The organism is Bacteroides uniformis, from assembly GCF_025147485.1.
Taxonomy (GTDB): domain Bacteria; phylum Bacteroidota; class Bacteroidia; order Bacteroidales; family Bacteroidaceae; genus Bacteroides; species Bacteroides uniformis.
In genome coordinates, this window is sequence record NZ_CP102263.1 from 106,756 (window position 1) to 124,386 (window position 17,631).

At 50.7% G+C, this 17,631-nt stretch carries 11 protein-coding genes; 3 read left to right on the forward strand and 8 right to left on the reverse strand.

Annotation, left to right across the window (positions count from 1 at the left end; translation table 11 throughout):
* Positions 1 to 49: 49 nt before the first annotated feature.
* The 8 genes from NQ510_RS00470 to NQ510_RS00505 all read right to left on the reverse strand — a co-directional run bounded on the left by NQ510_RS00470 (position 50) and on the right by NQ510_RS00505 (position 14,622).
* Positions 50 to 1,999 (reverse strand): alpha-L-arabinofuranosidase C-terminal domain-containing protein, encoded by a 1,950-nt coding sequence (locus NQ510_RS00470; RefSeq protein WP_005830131.1) that lies wholly within the window; start codon positions 1,997 to 1,999, stop codon positions 50 to 52.
* Positions 2,000 to 2,053: 54 nt separating this feature from the next.
* Positions 2,054 to 4,045 (reverse strand): glycoside hydrolase family 127 protein, encoded by a 1,992-nt coding sequence (locus NQ510_RS00475; protein WP_005830129.1) that lies wholly within the window; start codon positions 4,043 to 4,045, stop codon positions 2,054 to 2,056.
* A 57-nt stretch (positions 4,046 to 4,102) separates the two neighbouring features.
* Positions 4,103 to 6,646, reverse strand: a complete 2,544-nt coding sequence (locus NQ510_RS00480; RefSeq protein WP_005830127.1) for an alpha-L-arabinofuranosidase C-terminal domain-containing protein — start codon at positions 6,644 to 6,646, stop codon at positions 4,103 to 4,105.
* 225 nt (positions 6,647 to 6,871) lie between these two features.
* Positions 6,872 to 8,818, reverse strand: coding sequence for a glycoside hydrolase family 97 protein (locus tag NQ510_RS00485; protein ID WP_005830125.1), 1,947 nt, complete (start codon positions 8,816 to 8,818; stop codon positions 6,872 to 6,874).
* 30 nt (positions 8,819 to 8,848) lie between these two features.
* Positions 8,849 to 10,759 (reverse strand): family 43 glycosylhydrolase, encoded by a 1,911-nt coding sequence (locus NQ510_RS00490; RefSeq protein ID WP_374937462.1) that lies wholly within the window; start codon positions 10,757 to 10,759, stop codon positions 8,849 to 8,851.
* Between the two features lie 140 nt (positions 10,760 to 10,899).
* Positions 10,900 to 12,027, reverse strand: a complete 1,128-nt coding sequence (locus NQ510_RS00495) for a glycoside hydrolase family 88/105 protein (RefSeq protein WP_005830120.1) — start codon at positions 12,025 to 12,027, stop codon at positions 10,900 to 10,902.
* 17 nt (positions 12,028 to 12,044) lie between these two features.
* The gene (locus NQ510_RS00500) at positions 12,045 to 13,376 is read right to left on the reverse strand and encodes an alpha-l-rhamnosidase (RefSeq protein ID WP_016273056.1); all 1,332 of its coding nucleotides are present in this window, start codon (positions 13,374 to 13,376) and stop codon (positions 12,045 to 12,047) included.
* Complete coding sequence (locus NQ510_RS00505; RefSeq protein ID WP_005830116.1) at positions 13,369 to 14,622, reverse strand: DUF2264 domain-containing protein; 1,254 nt, start codon at positions 14,620 to 14,622, stop codon at positions 13,369 to 13,371. Before NQ510_RS00505 ends, NQ510_RS00500 begins: the two co-directional genes overlap by 8 nt.
* Before the next feature lie 505 nt (positions 14,623 to 15,127).
* On the opposite strand from NQ510_RS00505, the gene hemW reads away from it, so the two are divergent.
* The 3 genes from hemW (at position 15,128) to NQ510_RS00520 (ending at position 17,629) form a co-directional block, all read left to right on the forward strand.
* Positions 15,128 to 16,258 carry a radical SAM family heme chaperone HemW gene (hemW, locus tag NQ510_RS00510; RefSeq protein WP_005830109.1) on the forward strand — a complete coding sequence of 377 codons (1,131 nt, stop codon included), beginning with the start codon at positions 15,128 to 15,130 and terminating at the stop codon, positions 16,256 to 16,258.
* A gap of 20 nt (positions 16,259 to 16,278) precedes the next feature.
* Positions 16,279 to 16,824, forward strand: a complete 546-nt coding sequence (locus NQ510_RS00515; RefSeq protein ID WP_005830107.1) for an RNA polymerase sigma-70 factor — start codon at positions 16,279 to 16,281, stop codon at positions 16,822 to 16,824.
* Positions 16,825 to 17,110: 286 nt separating this feature from the next.
* A complete protein-coding gene (locus tag NQ510_RS00520) occupies positions 17,111 to 17,629 on the forward strand; it encodes a DUF4974 domain-containing protein (protein WP_005830106.1) in 519 nt (172 codons plus the stop codon).
* The last annotated feature ends 2 nt before the right edge of the window (positions 17,630 to 17,631 follow it).

The following is a 17,631-nucleotide window of genomic DNA, read 5'->3' on the forward strand; positions in this document are numbered from 1 at the left end:
AAGTGTTCATAACTAGTTCACATAATTAAATAGGTGACTAAATGGGAATTTATTTTGATTGAGTACTTATCCGCAAACGATAGACTCCGAACGAACGGGGCTGAAGCTCCAGGCTCAGAGAACGGGAAGCCACCTCCACCGGACGAATACGTGGAACAATAGCCTCCTGCTCCAGTGTATTCTTGGCTTTCCAGTCATCACTTTGCAAATAGGTGCAGGAACCCGAGACAAGCTGCCGCTTCTTCAATCCGCTGAACTCTATCTGTACCTTCTCCGATCTGCTGCCCGCATTGACAAGCTTCAGAATTACTTCTCCCGTAGGAGCATCCAGCACTGCCGATGCATAAAGGCTGTCCTGCCCCGTCACGGGTTTTCCGTCCATTTGCAGGTTCAGCACATCTGTTCCGGCATTCATACCGTACATCTGCTGTACGTAATAGTTGGGAGTCCGCATCATACGGAGATTGTCGAACCAAATCAAATCGGGATTCCACTGCCAGGCATCCACATGGGCAAACAACGGAGCATAGGTAGCCAGGCGCACCACATCGGCATTACGTTCCAGTCCCGTCATAAAAGCTGCTTCGGACAGTGCCGCCAAGAAATTATTGGCTTTCCCGGTGGGGTGGTCATGCGATGCATATTCACCGGCAAAGACTTTCGGTCCTTTACGGTCATAGTCATCATAGCGGGCAGCATTGGCAAAGAACCAGTCGGGAGCCATATAATAATGCTCGTCCACCAAATCCACCCCGATGCGTTTCATTTCGGGCCAGAGGTAATCGAACTTGTCCCCATCTGCACTCGGACCGGAAGAACCTACAATCTGCATATCGGGATATTCCGCACGGATGGCTTTCGTGAACACTTCCAGACGCTCGGGATAGACTTCCCCCCACTGTTCATTGCCGATGGCAATCATTTTCAGACCGAACGGTTCGGGATGTCCCATATCGGCACGCACCTTTCCCCACTTGGAGGTTGCAGCACCGTTGGCAAACTCGATGAGGTCGAGGGCATCCTGCACGTACGGGCCGAGTTCTCCAAGGGGAACCACTTCGTTGCTTTCGTATTGGCAGGACAGCCCGCAGCTCAGTACCGGCAGAGGCTCTGCACCGAGGTCTTCACTCAGCAGGAAATATTCGTAAAAGCCAAGTCCGTAACTCTGGAAATAATCCGGGAAAGCTTTATGCTTGAATGTATAGTTCCAGCGATTTTCGTTCAAAGGACGGTTCTCTACCGGACCCACGGAATTCTTCCATTGATAACGGGTGGCAAGGCTGTTGCCTTCGATGATGCAGCCACCGGGAAAACGGAATACTCCGGGATTGAGGTCATAGAGGGCTTGTACCAAGTCGGCACGCAATCCATTCTCACGCTTCTTCCAAGTGTTCACCGGGAAGAGAGAGATGTGGTCCATATCTACCGTACCCTCCGTCTGCAACACAACACGCAGACGCGAGCGAACATCGGTAAAAGGAGCTTTCAGCACAGCCGTCAGCTTCTGCCATTCACTGCCTTTCACTTCCAGTTCCTTCTTCAGGAGATTCTCTCCGTTGGAATTCACCAGTTCGACGGAAAGCTTCATTGGTTTGGTATCCGGCGTACGGACATAGGCGGAGAAACGGTAATCTTCTCCTTTTTTCAGGCCGATGCCACGATAACCTTCATTATCCAGTCCGGCACGCAAAAGACAGCCGTCATTGGTAATGCGCACATAATGCGGATTGCGGTCGAAGCAGGGCCGCTCGTCCTGTACCGTCACCTCGCCGAAAGGTATCCACCCCACCAGCGGCTGCGGGAACTCAAAAGAGCGGTTCTTTACCAGTTCGGCATACAAACCACCGTCCGCACCGAAATTAATGTCTTCGAAGAAGATTCCATACATGGCAGGATTTATCCGAGCCGTCGGTTTTGATACATCAACAGTCATCACATGCTGTTGCGCCTGCATGCCAAGAACAACGAACAATGTCAATAGAAATAAAAGTCTTTTCATGGTTTTAATCTGTTTATAACGATAGCATAAGCTAAATTATGACGACATACTTACCTATTCTACATCAATCCTATTTACCGGCAACCATACATCCATCTTGCCCTCACCCCGGTGTGCCCATGCATAATAAGGTATCAGGGTCAGCGTCACATCTCTGGTTGCCAACTTTCCGGCAGCATCAAAACCAAGAGCCTGCACTTCTGTGGTAATTTCGTTGATGCCATACAGCAGTTCGGGCTTCTCCGTCACCTGGAATTTCGGATGACGGTTCAGGATGATATTCTGTATATTAAAATCATTATCGGCCCACTCGGCACAATAAACGATAGGACCACGCTCAACGGCCACCCGTCCACGGTCGGCAACCACTTTTTCATTGGCTTTCACCACACGGGGGTGCATGTCGAAATGCACCTCTACCACATCCCCTTTCTTCCACTTCCGGTCTATCCGGAGATAGCCTTTACGAAGTTCACCGGTCACCTCCTCGCCATTCACCAATACACGATAGCCCAACTTCAGGTCGTCGGCATACGAATAAAGGTCACTCGGAAGTACACTGCCGCGCACCCAACCCGGAATACGGATATTCATCGTAAACGGCAGGTTGCCCTGAGCCACCTTCACACGAATATCTCCGTTCCAGGGGTATCCGGTTTCCTGCTCCAGCACCACTTTCTTTTCATTCAACTTCAGCTCGGCACGGTTGGACAAGAAAAGGTTGACGTACACCTGATTGTCTTTCACGGCATACACATATCCCGGCAAAGAAGGAATGAACCGGCTGATGTTGCTAGGACAGCAGGCACAACCAAACCACGGCTGGCGTGTAATCGTATGGTCGGCATTAAAGTGATACTTACCATCGCAAGACAACGGATTGGGATAGAAGAACTTGCCTCCGTCCAATGAAACGCCGGAGATTAATCCGTTGTAAAGCGTACGTTCCAGCACGTCGAAATACTTGGAATCGCCATGCAGCAGAAAGAGGCGGTAATTCATGTAAACATTGCCGATGGCGGCACAGGTCTCATTGTAGGCAGTCAGATTCGGCAATTCATAGTTATCACCGAAAGCTTCGCCCGTGTGACGCGCACCGATACCGCCGGTAATATATATCTTCTTGCCGACGATATTCTCCCATATCTTGTCGATAGCCTTGATGTAGGAGCTGTCACCCGTAATGGCAGCCACATCAGCCATACCGGAATACATGTAACCGGCACGTACGGCATGTCCCACTGCCTCTTCCTGCTCCAGTACAGGCTTGTGCGACTGCAAATAGATGTCCTTGCGTGCCGTAGTGCCGCGCGCGTCGAGGAAGAACTTGGCCTGGTCGAGATATTTCTTATCTCCTGTCACGGTATAGAGGCGTACCAATGCCATTTCGGCAATCTGATGTCCGGGAATCACACGCTTCTGTCCGGGGCCTTCACCGATATTCTTGCATACGCAGTCGGCATAACGGATAGCTATATCCAGGAAGTTCCGCTTGCCTGTAGCTTGATAATAAGCCACAGCCCCTTCCACCATGTGACCCAGATTATAGAACTCGTGGCTCAAATTCTCCACCTCCGACCAGCGTTCCGGCCCCGACCAATCGTGCGGATGCTTGGGGTTCATGGTACGTGCGGTGTAAAGATACCCGTCCGGTTCTTGGGCGGCGGCCACTATGACCAATACGCTGTCGATATATTCTTCCAGTTTCTTGTCCGGGTAAGTCTGCAAGGAGTAACTTGCACCTTCAATCGTCTTATAGACATCCGTATCGTCAAAGGAGAAGCCTCCCACCTTATACTCATCACTGGGATGAGTAGCTTTCACAAAGTTTTCATAACGTCCCGTTTCCTCACACTTACTGAAAGCCAACGGGATGGTTACCTCGCGGCTTGCCTTCAAGCGTTGTCCCCAGAAACTGTCCGTCACCTTCACTGAAGTGAAAGGAACCGGGTCGATGGGATAACCGGAATGCAAAGTCTGTTGCTTTTGTGCCGACACACTGCCGGTCATGGCTGCAACAAGTGCCAAAGTCAATAATCGTATCATATCTTTTAAGTTTTTAAGTTCTTAAGTTCCCACGCACGGAATTACACGGATTTATCCTTATTTCCCCTTATTCTCATGGATACGTATCACCGTAAACGAATAGGCAGGCAAGGTATAAGGAAACTCCGTACCGCCGATGTCGACGAAGGCGGAAGTCACGGAACGTGCCTGCTTGTCTTTCGGGTCACCCGTCAGGAGCGTCTTCACTGCCGAGGGATTCTGCAAGTCGATGCCCTTCAGCTTCACTGTAGAGGAAACCTCCACCGGAAGCAGGTTCACCAGCTTTACGATATGGTCACCCGTGGCCTCATCCTTTACCACCGAAACGCCGACGCGCTTGCGGACAGCCTCTTGCCCATTACTCAGTGTGATGTGCGAGGTGATGTACTGCGTACCCGCATTCTGTCCGTACATCTGCTGTGTGTAGTAGCCCACGGTAGGCTTCACCTCCGTGTTATTGAAATAAATCAAGTCGGGATTCCACTGCGTATGCCCTTCCTTTGCCAGCAACGGAGCGTATGAGGTCATTTCCACCACATCGGCATTACGTTCCACAGAAGTCAGATAGAGGGCTTCTGCCAACGCTGTCTCTATGTTGTTGGGACGTCCGGGCAGGTGGGCGGCATATTCGCCCAGATAGACCTTGGACTTGGTACGGTCATAACGGTCGTAGTAGTCCTGGTTGTGAATCATCCAGCCCGGATCCACGTAATAGTGTTCGTCCACCATGGGCACGCCCATTTCCGTGGCAAGGCGCCAGCCCTCCGCATAGTCCGTGCCTTCGTAGAAGGGACCTACGGTGCCGACAACCGTAATCTCGGGATGCTTCTCCCTGACAGCCTTGTATATCATGGCAAAGCGCTCCTCAAACACTTCGGTAATCATATCCTCGTTGCCGATGCCGATATACTTCAGATTGAAAGGCTTGGGATGGCCTGCCTCAGCACGCTTCCTGCCCCACACGGTGCGGCGTGCATCGCCGTTGGCATACTCTATCAGGTCGAGCACATCCTGGATATAGGCAGGCATCTCTTCCATCGGGATGCCACCCTGCTGGCCGTAGCGCATCAGTTCCTTGTTGGCCCCCTGCGGACAGTTGTCGGCATAGTGCGAGTGTGTGCCCGAGTTCTGGCACGGCACGCCCGCTGCCAATACCGGCAGAGGTTCGGCACCTATATCTTCGCAGAAGCGGAAGTACTCGAAGTAGCCCAGTCCGCGTGTCTGATGATACCCCCACAGATTGCGCAACGGCTTACGCGCTTCAAGCGGTCCGATAGAGCCTTTCCAGTCATAGATATTATCAATGCCGTCGCCATGAGCCACGCAGCCGCCGGGGAAGCGGACGAAGCGTGGATGCAGGTCGGCAAGCGTCTGCGCCAGGTCGGCACGCAAGCCGTTCTTATGGCCCTTGAATGTATTTTGCGGAAAAAGGGAAATCATATCGAGATGCAGTGTCCCCACCGTCTGCGGCTGGAGCGAGAGGACGGCGGCACGCACGTCGGCATTCGCCGTCAGCACCGTCTGCTGTTTCTTCCACTCTTTGGAGGACACATTGACGGAAGAGCGGGCAATCTCACGGCCCGTCTGGTCGAGCAGGCAAACAACCACCTTGCCTCCCTTGCTGCCCGGTGCCACGCGGGCGAAGAGAGAGAAATCGTACTTCTCCCCTTTCTTCAAGCTGATGCCGTCGAAACCGTCGTTCTGCAATGTCACTCCGGGACGCGCCTCCAATACGGCATAATGAGGGTTATTGGGATGAATGGGGTCGGCAGCGGCAATGGTAACGGCAGCCGAAGTATTCCCCTCTTTCACCGCCCAGGCATATGTGCCGTCCCAACCTTGGTGTGAACCGTCCTTAGACGAATACTCGAAGTCGCGGTTCTGTACCAGCTCGGCATACAGTCCTCCATCCGCAGCATAGTTGATGTCTTCGAAGAAAATACCTATCAGATGCTTGCTGATGGTTTTTGCACATTCCGTCTCCACTTCGATAGTCGCCTCCACCGGTTTCAGTCCGGCAAAACGTACGGGGTCTTGCTCGGTACGTTCGGCATGGAGTGCCTGGCGGTACTTCTTATGCTCTGCAAAGGAGATGACACGCTGCACCGTGGCATACGGTACACGCTGCATCCAACCCTGCTGTACGGTACCGTTCAGCAGAACCTCCTTCCGCACGTTAGGATAGACCTCCGCCGGCCGGTATTCGGCAAGGCGAGAACGGTCAAAGTATTTCTGCGCTTTCCATTGCAGCAAGTCGGGAGACTCGACGTATGCAAGGGAGTTTCCGCTTTCCGTCAGTTCCCAGATACAGTGCCAACGGTCGTCGGCACGGGTCTGCATCAAGTGCGGTTTCAGCATCCGCTTCATTTGCCCCCAGGGGCCGAAGTCCGAGTTGACAAAGGAGCTGCCCTCTGCCACGCTGAACCATCGGTTGCCATTGGGACTCCAGGCTAGTTTCAGACCGCCACTGCCGTCGGCATGGGAGTAGGAAAAGAGATAGACTGAATCGGGTTCATTCGCCACTCCATTCGTTATAGCCTGCAAAGGAACGGTCAGTGTCAAGAACAGACACAAGGACAATAATTTCAAGAATCTATTCATGGTATTAAGTCGGTATTAATCATTCACATTTAGTTCGATAGTCACAATCAGCCGTATTCTGAATGCCATTCAGTCGTATAGTGAATAGGGTTCAGTCGTATAGTGAATGCCATTCAGTATACGACTGAATCAGGACAATTATAAACCTCTGATAATCAAAGATTTGCAAAAGGAGTAATCCGTTATGATATATCATTACAAAACAAGGGTTGCTCCATGCCTTCTTTATTCCACGATTACCGCCCCTCCCTGCGGCTGAACCGTGAGTTGCAGAGAGCCGTCAGTCTTTATCTTCTGCAGCTTTAATTGAGGCTGCATCTTCTTGTCATCACTATACAGAGACACCTCTTGTCCTGCCAGCACAGGAAGGTCAAGCTTCAGTTTCAATGGTTCCGCCGTTGCATTGACAGCGGCTATGTACCACGTGTTGCCATGACGACGGGCAAGAACAATATATCTCCCCGGATAGCCGTCAATGAAACGGGTCTCGTCCCAAGTAGTGGGCACTTGTTTCATAAAGTCGAGGCAGATTTGCGGAGCATCCGTCAAGTTATTAGGTGCCAAGGCGAAGTTCTGGATAGGATTTTGGAACAGCACTGCCGTTGCCAGCTGAAAGATGTCCGTGGTGCGGCGAATAGTTCCGCCATCGTTGCTGCGGTTCAAACGCTTGTTCAGGAACACACCGCCAAACTCCATGCATCCCACAGCATTGCGGATGAAAGGGTGCAGCGTGGCATTGAACGCCTCGTTATCACAGAAATGCTGGCTAAATACCAGATTCTCGGAAGCCAGCACCGCCTCGCTGCCTACGTAATTGGGATACATCCGTTCCCAGCCGCGAGGCAAGGTACAGCCGTGGAAGATAACCATCAGACCGTGGTCGTCGGCATCGCTCAGAATCTCCTCGTACAAACGCAGGGTCTCCTGCTTGTCACCGCCGAAGAAGTCTACTTTGATACCCTTCACACCCAGACTTTGCAACCAGCGCATCTCTTGCTTGCGGGCAATGGAGTTATCCATCCGGTTGACGGGACTCTGCTCTATATCGTTCCAGTAACCACTGGAGCTATACCACAAGAATACCTCCACACCCTTGCTACGGGCATACTTGATAAACTGTTCCATGCGGTCGCGACCGATGTTGTTGTCCCACCAGTTGTCAATCAATACATATTCGTATCCCATGGCGGCTGCCAAGTCAACATAGCGCACCTGGTCGTCGTAGTTGATGCTGCCGTCCTGCCAGAGAATCCAGCTCCATGTGCCACGGCCCGGCTTGTAATCATGGGTGGTGGTATAGCGTGGTTCCACTACATCCCAGGGGACGGTGGTTTCCACAATCGGCTTCAAGGTTTCCCCCACCGTCACAGTACGCCACGGCGTGGAGCCCGGCAGGGAAAAGGCAGGTGACACCGTTCCGTTGCCGTTGTTCTCTTCCGGCATGGGGAAAGCAATGCGATACACGCCGTTATCCCAATCACTCAAACGCGAGCCACAATAACGGCTGTCCACTCCGGTTTCACTGAGCAGTACCCAGCCGTCATCCCCCACCTTGAACAAGCAGGGAAATGTATATCCATGTCCATAACCCGAACGTTCGTTCATCGGGGCATCTGCCTTATATTCTTCTTCGTAACTGGGTTTGGTACGCTTCCACCCTATCATGGCGTCGCTCTGCGGACAAAGGAAAGTGGTGGTCTGCGACGGGAAGCGGAAGCCGGTCCGTTCGCTGTTCACCGTGACGCTTCCTTTTCCCTGCTCCCTCGGCAGGGTGTAACGGAAAGCCACGTCATTGTTGCTGACGCGGAAAGTTATCTGCACATTCTTCCCCTCACCGTTGACGAATGAACAAAGCAATTCGTTTGCCCAGTAATGGATGCGCGAAGCTTTGATCCGGGATTGTTCATAAACCGTATCGAGAGCTGTGACTTTATGTTCCTTCAACTGCAATCCTCTATAGAAATCACCCACATTTGTCTCCATCCCCAAGGGAGAAGATTCCAGCATTTGCTTTCCATTGTAGGTGACGGCGTAAGACACTTCGCCGTTGGCTGACGGGCAGGATACCGTAAGCTGCAATTTTCCATCCGGACCATTGACAGATACACTCTGTGCTGCCAGCGGACCTGAGAGGGCAAACAGCCAAACCAGTAATTTCAATCTATTCTTCATGGTATTAAATTATTATGTTACATCATTAAATCAAAGGGTAGGCACCACCGGCTTGATGGTTCCGTCTTCATTGAACTCCATCCGGTCTATGCAGACTTCACGATGAACGCCGGGACCATCTTTCAAGTACCATTTATTGATACGGTGGTAAACGATTCTCCACTCATCTGTACCGGGAATCTGCAATACAGCGTTGTGTGCCGGACCGTAAATCTCCTTTTCCGGATTCTGAATCAGTACAACGGGTTGCTTGGCAACTTCGATAGGACCGAGCGGCGACTTGGACGTACCGTATGCCACATGGTAATTGGGCGAACCGGTATCGTCTACCGACCACATGAAATAGTAGAGCCCGTTGCGATAAAAGACATAGGCTGCTTCGCGGAAAGCATAGTCCTGCAAGGTGCCTCCCTCCGGCGTCATCACCGTAACGGTATTTTCCTTGATGGACACCATATCGTCGTTCAGCTCGGCACCTGCCATGTAGCCGTTGCCCCAGTAAAGATAGGATTTGCCCGAAACAGGGTCTGTAAACACATCCACATCAATCTGTTGCCCGCCACCGACGGGTGAAGCAGTAACGACAGGGCGTCCCAAATCGGTGAAAGGGCCGGCCGGAGAATCGCTCGTAGCCACTCCAATCTGCTTGCCGCCGCCATTCTTGGGGTTTCCACTGTAATAGAAGAAGTATTTATACTTACCGTCCACTTTTTTCTCTTCAATGCAAGGCGCCCAAGCATTGCCATCTGCCCAGGGCACTTGCTCCGACTTCAAGTCCAGCATGACGCCTTCATCCTGCCAGGTCTTCAAATCCGTGGAGGAGAATACGGTGAAATACCAGCCTCCCCAACCCGGCTGTCCGTCCGTAGTAGAATAGATGTAATACTTTTGGGTCTGATGGGAATAAAGGATTTCCGGGTCGGCATGGAAACCCGGCAATACGGGATTGTTGGGCAATGCGCCCAGTTCTGTCGGCTTGCCCCATTCATCGGTAATGCGCAACAGCTCATGGCGGGTAATGGGGATAATGGTCCCATGACGGGGATGGAAGTTCATCTTCACCTCGCTGTCTATCACCTTAAAATTCTTCAAGTCAGTGGTTTCCGTAAACTGATAGCTTCCTTTCATATAGACGTCGTACATCAGGATATACTTATCCTGCCCTATCAGTTTGAAAGTGCCCGCACCCTCTACGGCTTCCTTAGTCTGTTGCTTGTAATCGGGCTCTTCCGTCCATGCCCCGGAGGTCAGGGAACGGGTGGTGGCCACCTTTATGCCGTTTCCATGCCCTTCCGTCTTATAGAAAAGGTGGAAAACACCATCCTTATAGACAATGTCTCCATCGATGCACGATTTCCCGTTCTCCGGCAGAAACAATGGCTTGGGCTCTCCCTCCAAATCCGTAAACTCCGCATTGGCATAAGCATAATATATGACATCGGCTCCATCGCCATGCAGCATAGACCAATACACCATGTACTTTCCCACCTCCGGGTCGTAGATAGTCTGCGGAGCCCATACACGCTTCAAATCCTCCTGACCTGAATAGCGCTTCTGTATATTGATAACGGAGTGAGACCAGTTGACCAAGTCGGTAGATTTCAGCAAAACCATGGCACGGTTGGAACTCCATCCATTGGCTGAAACCATATCTGTCACTACCATATAGAAAGTCTTGCCATCCTCGCAACGAAGGATATGCGGGTCGCGGACTCCCCCGGTGGAGCTGATGACTTTCGAGTCGATTACCGGTTCATTATCATTCAATGCCCAGTAGGTATAACCGTCCATGCTTACAGCATAGCGCACAGCTTCTTCATCGCCACTATTCCCAGTGAAATAAGTGAACAAATAAGCTACATAATCTTTTTCGGGAAAGGATTTTTGCCAGGAATATCCCGGAAGTGCAAACAACGACAATAACATTGCCGCCAAAAGCATCCGGAAAGTGTTTTTCATCCGTACAATCATAATCTTTTTATATTAAACCTTTTAACGGGTGTAAAATTAACACTATATACATTATAATACAAAGAAAGTGTATATGTTGTGTAACATATACACTTATTTAATCTCTCCAATCAGTCGGCATTCAAAAAACGCACCATCTCACAAGCTGCCAGCAGAAATGCCCCTACCCCAAAGTTAGCAGTAGAGTTGGCATCAACCACTTGTCCGGGAATGGCTTTCTCGCCAATCGGCTGTACATACCCTATGCGGCCATCGGGCTGCAAGGCTACAGTAGTCAGATAATTCCACGCCTTCATCACTACGGGTTGATAAGTAGCCTTGTCCAGCAAGCCGTTGTTCATCCCCCATAACAGACCATAGGTAAAGAAAGCCGTACCGCTGGTTTCAGGACCGGGAGCATGCTCAGGGTCGAGCATACTGCGTGTCCAGTAGCCTTCCGGCTGCTGGCAGGCAGCCACGGATTTGGCCATCGTCTGGAAGCGGTCTATGTACTCCTGGCGGTATTGGTCTGTTTCGGGCAGGTCTTTCAGTACCTTTGCCAAGGCAGCCAGCACCCAACCGTCGCCACGCGCCCAGAAGTCTTTCTTACCATTCACACTTTTATGTTTTGGATAAATATATTTGCCGTCGCGATAGTATAGGCCTTCCTCCGCATCGTACATGATGCTGTTGGCATAGGTCCAGTATTCATGCAGTTTCTCCAGATATAACGGATTGCCGGTCAGCTTGTACATCTTTGTCATAACGGGCATTACCATGTAAAGTCCGTCTGCCCACCACCAATAATCGTTCTTGTCCGTACTCATCTGGTATTCCATCACTTCGCGCGCACGGGCTATCTTCCCGGAATCCGGCTTCACGGTATACAAATCCGCATAAGTCTGGAAACAAATCTGATAATCACCGAAAAGCACATAATCATCACTCTCCCCATAGCTGTACTTCCACTCTTCCTTGTTGTCACTCTTCGCGCCTTTCCATTCATTATGTTCTGCCCACGCCTCGGAATAGGCATAGCATTCCGGATTACCGGTCAGGAAGAACACCTCCATGTTTCCCGTATGATAGGCGGCATTGTCCCAGAAAGAGCGCCCATGTTGCGGATGGGTCTCCTGCCAATAGTTGTTCACCCGATTGATAATCTCAATCACTTCTTCCGGTTTCGGCTGCTGAGCGGTGCATGAGAACAGTCCCCAGCAAAAAGCCAAACCCAATAAAAATAAGCATGTCGTTTTCATATACTAATACTGTTCTTTTATCTTATTACTTCCAATACATATACCGATTGCGGTGCAAACTCCACAACCCGCTCTCCGTCTCCTTGCTTGGCATGCTGCACAAATAGATGCAGCCGCTTCCTGCTCTTCCACAATTCCGTGTCATGAGACGGTTCCCAGGCACCGACAGTGAAGTCGGTCAAATCGCTGATGCTCCACTTACTGTTTGCCACATCCGTAGCGTGCGCCAAAGAGACTTTGCTCCCCCGTTCTTCATCCCTGAATACATAAAATATCTCCCCGCCATCTACTACGATGCGCGGACGGGCCATCGGAATCATCTTCGTGCCTCCACCTTTCAGGGAAAACGGAGTGGTACGCCCGGAGACCTGGCGGCTGTGCCACATCTGCCCGTCATGCCAGACAATCCGGTATTGCGGGACGTCGCTGTCCGGGTCGCGCCAATAGGAAGCAATGTACGGATTGCCGCCTGCATCGGCACTCATGCTGGTCTGGTTTATCAGTTCCGAATTCTGAGGAATGCGGCAGGCATACTCTGCATTACCCAGACGGATGGGCAAATCATATTTCTTGCCATTTGCCTTATACCATGTTACGCCATTGTCAAAGGAACGGGCGTAGCATAGGTCATGGTTGGTTTCCACATGCCAAGTCTCGCGCCAGACCCACGACAGATGGATGGTTCCAAGCTCATCTACATATAGCTGCCAGTAAGCATTGCGCTTGTTCTCGCCATCAATCAGTACATCCTGCACACGGCTCCATTTCTTCTCCTTCAAGGAATAGCGGTTCATCACCAGGTTGCCCCGGCCGGAAGAACCGGAACGGTATGCAAACAGCAGGTCGCCTCCGGACAGCAGATAAAACTCCGGATAGGTTACATTGCCTTCATCCACGCCCGTCATGGGCTCCTTCTCACCCAATTCCAGCGAATGGGGTGCAATGCTGCGACAGTAGTTCAAGGGCTGTCCGTGATGGTCGAAGGCTACATGAATATACCCGTCACCGTCCAGCATCATGCTGATGACGTTATGGGCATCCTTCACATTCCCTTTATACTGTGTGCGGTGCAGTGTCCACTGTCCGGCATGGAGGTTCCGTTTTCCAAGAGTCAGGAACCCTTCCGCATCATAGTAACTGATGTATTGCTCGTCACCTTGCGTCACCAGCGAATTATTACGGAATACGGCAGTGTTGACGGAAGTCTGGCTGTATCCTTTCCCCACTTCCACCAGATGCGTTTCGGGAAGGACACCGGCAGCACCCTGTGCACAGAGTGCCACCGGAAATCCACCAATCCCCCAAACAATTAATATAAATACTATAAAAAATGAATCAGTCTTACTCATAATAGGCATGGTCTTTGGGGAATTCTTCACCACCCCACGCCTTTTTCGAGGTCCATGCCTGCGGAGCATCTGTCCAGAACGGATGGTCGGCGGGCAAGCCCAGGGGCAAGAATGCCAGGGAAGCCATGTAAAGGCTGCCGTTGTTAGTATACCAGTCGGAGATATGAGGCTGGGAACCATTGAATCCCAATGTCAGAAAACCTTTCTCGTTGAAGTTCCGGTTGTCACCGAACATACGGTTGATGACAGCTGTCATGGCAGCACGTACCTGTCCGTTCGACAATTCCTTGGGCAACCATCCACGCCATGCCAACAAAGCCAATGGTTGGAGGGTACCGGTGCGGTAGGTAATGGAACGCCCGAATACGGGGAAGGCCCCTTCGGGAGAGATGAAACGTTCCAGAATCATGCCGAAACGCTGCATGCGCTTCTGGGCACGCTGGAAATTGCAATCCGGCGCATTCCATATCTTATTTTTTCCACTGTTCGTAAAGACTTCCAGACACTCCACATACATGGGATGGAGTACGAAGCTGTTGTAATAGTCAAAGGCAAATCCCGGTCCGTCGCTATAGAAGCCGTCACCTACATACCACTCTTCCACCTTGCGCAGAGCGGAGACAATACGGTAAGCATCACTCTTGGCACCAGCCTTGCGCAGGAAACATTCTACCGTAGACGAGAACAGCAGCCAGTTGGTATAAGGAGGGTCCACACGGCGCAACTGGGTAAACTCTTCAATGTAACGCCGTTTAGTCAAACTATCCAGAGGCACCCACAAAGCATCGTATCCTCGCAGGAAGCTTTCAGCAACATAAGCGGCATCGACCAGCGGCTGCCCCTCTTTCCGCCAAAGTAGGTAATCCTGACTTTCTGGGTCTACCGCCTGCGCATAACTTTTCAATGCCCACTCGCGGAGCTGCCTGCGCTGCTTGCCTTCGGCAGTGTCATCGTCCGGCAAAGAGAGCCAGGGCGCCAACCCCGCCATCAGACGTCCGAAACATTCCATATAGGTCACCCGTTTGTCGCGTCCATCCCAAGTGGGGCTAAGCTCTACCTGCATATTTTCCTGGAGCTTCCCTTCACTCATATTGCTCAGTACCGGAGCAGCCATTTGATACAACACCCCGGCCCAAAGTTCGCGGTCTGTCACTTCCTTCTCTTTTTTCTTCTTGGCAGCCATTTCCTGAGCGGGCAGCAATAAAACTGCCACCAGCAGCAGCCATAAGTAGTTACTTTTTCTCATGATATTATTTAAGTTTGTTTTTCAATACTGCAAAATTACCCCATTCCCGGTAATTTCGGGGGCACTATTGTTTCAAAAAGGGGTAAATATCGGTCATTAGTACCCCAAAAGCTCAGAAATCACAAGAAAAAGCCTAAGATTAAACCGTGCTACGACGGAAGTGAATAAAGTATTTGCCGCTATATTTGTTTCTTCATGAACTGCACCAGTACGAGGGCAATGCAATAAGCTATAATCTGTTCAAACCAAAAGTCAAGTCCTTCAAACATATTACTCATTATTTTAATAGACACCCATTCCTTTTTCTGATAACAAAGGAAAGGAGTTTATTCGGAATAATGAATTTCCATACGACTCAAAAAATGTTCTATTTTTCCGGATTACAGACAAAACTGAGAATATCCACCAAGACACTGACTACTTCCATATTACATTAAATGTCCCGAAAACCGATATATTCTCCTGCCAAAAGACTATTTTTGCAACAAATATCCATAAGCATACCATGGCAGGCATCTATATTCATATACCTTTTTGCAAGACACGCTGTATCTATTGCGATTTTTATTCCACCACTCGCAGCGAATTGAAGCAGCAGTACATCCGTGCCTTGTGCACTGAACTGAAAACCCGCAAGGGTTATCTGAAGGAAGAACCGATAGAGACCATCTACTTTGGCGGAGGAACTCCCTCACAGCTCGCTCACGAAGATTTCGAGCAGATATTCCGGACTATCAAAGAGGTGTATGGAACAGAACATGCCGAAGAAATTACCCTCGAGGCCAATCCCGACGACCTGACGGAAGAATATGTGTCCATGCTGCGCACCCTCCCCTTCAACCGCATAAGCATGGGGATACAGACATTCGACGCCCCCACCCTGAAACTGTTGAACCGCCGGCACAATGCCGCGCAAGCCATCGTAGCCGTACACCGCCTCCGCCAAGCCGGCTTCCGGAATATCAGCATCGACCTCATCTATGGGCTACCGGATGAAACAGACCAACGGTGGGAACGTGACCTGCAACAAGCCGTCGGTCTTGATGTGGAGCATATCTCCGCTTATCATCTGACTTACGAAAAAGGCACCCGCATCTACGAAATGCTGCAGAGCCATCGTATCAGCGAAGTAGATGAAGAGAGTAGCGTGCGCTTCTTCTCGGCGCTCATGGACACCCTGGGAGCCGCGGGGTATGAGCATTACGAAATATCCAACTTCTGCAAGCCCGGCATGTACTCACGCCACAACACTGCTTACTGGAAAGGCATTCCGTATTTGGGCTGCGGCCCTTCAGCCCACTCCTTCAATGCGGAGACAAGGGAATGGAACACAGCTTCTCTGGAAGGATACATAAAGTCCATTGAAGAGGGACACCGTTCCTCCGAAACAGAAATTCTGGATAAAGTGACCCGTTACAATGAATACATCATGACTTCCCTGCGTACCATGTGGGGAATCTCCCTGACATATACGGAAGAAGCCTTCGGCACAGAGTTGTGCCAATATTGCACGAAAATGGCAGCCCCCTACCTCCAAAGCCACAAACTGGAGATGCAGGCAGACCGCCTGCGCCTGACCCGGGAAGGCATCTTTGTTTCGGACGGCATAATAAGCGACCTGATGTTCATTGATTAACAGCAAAACCGGGAGACTGCATGACCGAACAAGAAGTCAGACGCTACTTACGCCAAATGAAGGAAGAAAACTCGGAACGGGCTTTTCACAGTTTCTACAATCTGTGCTACGACCGCTTGTTCCGTATTGCCTGCTATTTCGTGAAGCACGAAGAATGGGCGCAAGAAATTGTGCTCGACGTCTTCATGAAGCTTTGGGAACAACGCGCCCGGCTGCCGGAAGTGAACAACATAGAGGATTACTGCTTTATCCTTACCAAAAATGCCTCCCTCAATTACCTGGAAAAAGAGAACCGGCACCCTACACTCTCGTCCGAACAGCTTCCCGAAGTTTCCGGCCAGGCCGATTCCCCCGAAGACACTCTTATCAGCGAAGAACTGTTTGCCCGATATGTCAAGGCGCTCGACCGCCTGCCGGAGCGTTGCCGTGAAGTATTCATCCGCCTGCGCGAAGAGAAACAAAGCTATGCACAAGTGGCGGAGGAGCTGAACATCAGCACAAAGACAGTAGACGCGCAACTGCAAAAAGCACTCACAAGACTCAAGGAAGCATTGCTGACGGAGTGAACTCTGCTTCATCTTCCTTGCAAGAAGCCGCGTATGCATGTATGAGATGTACATCTCGAGCTGCATGAGATACACATCTCGCACAACATGAGATGCACATCTCGAGCACACCTTCCCTATTGATTGAAACAGAGAAACAAGGAAGTCATACGTAGGCAGGACGGACTTTCACGGACAAAGAGCTTTAGATTAACATTATTTCAGGATATAGGCATAGGGAATTCCTGAAAAGGAGCTGTCTTTACATGCAGAAAAGGAGTCATAGGCTCTTAATAAATTGCCAAAAATGAAAGTGAATAACGAGAATTTCGACAAGGTACTGAACAAACTGGTTGCTTCTACCCGTTCCCCACGAGGACGCTTTACGGCAGAGAACAGCTGGAGGCTGCTGGAAAGCCGTTTGCTAAAGCGCCGCAGCATGAAGCGGTTCTGGATGCGTACAGCCAGTGCCGCAGCCGTAGTCCTGCTCTGTGTAACGAGCTGGGCAGCCTATCAGTTCTTATACGTAGCACCACAACGGGAAGCCATTCCCACAGAAGCCATACATACTACCGAGGAAACCCAAGTAATCCATAGCGTACTGACATTCGATCAGCAACCCTTGCAGGAAATCGTCCGTCAACTTTCCGAAACGTTCCGTACCGATATACGTATCGAAGGAGACAGCCTGAAGAACTATCATATGACAGCTACCTTCCGCGAAGGGGAGAGTCTTACAGAAATCCTCGACCTACTGAAGGACGCCGGCAACTTTACCTATAAAAAAGAAAACAACACTATTATCCTTACTACTAAACTTAACTGACA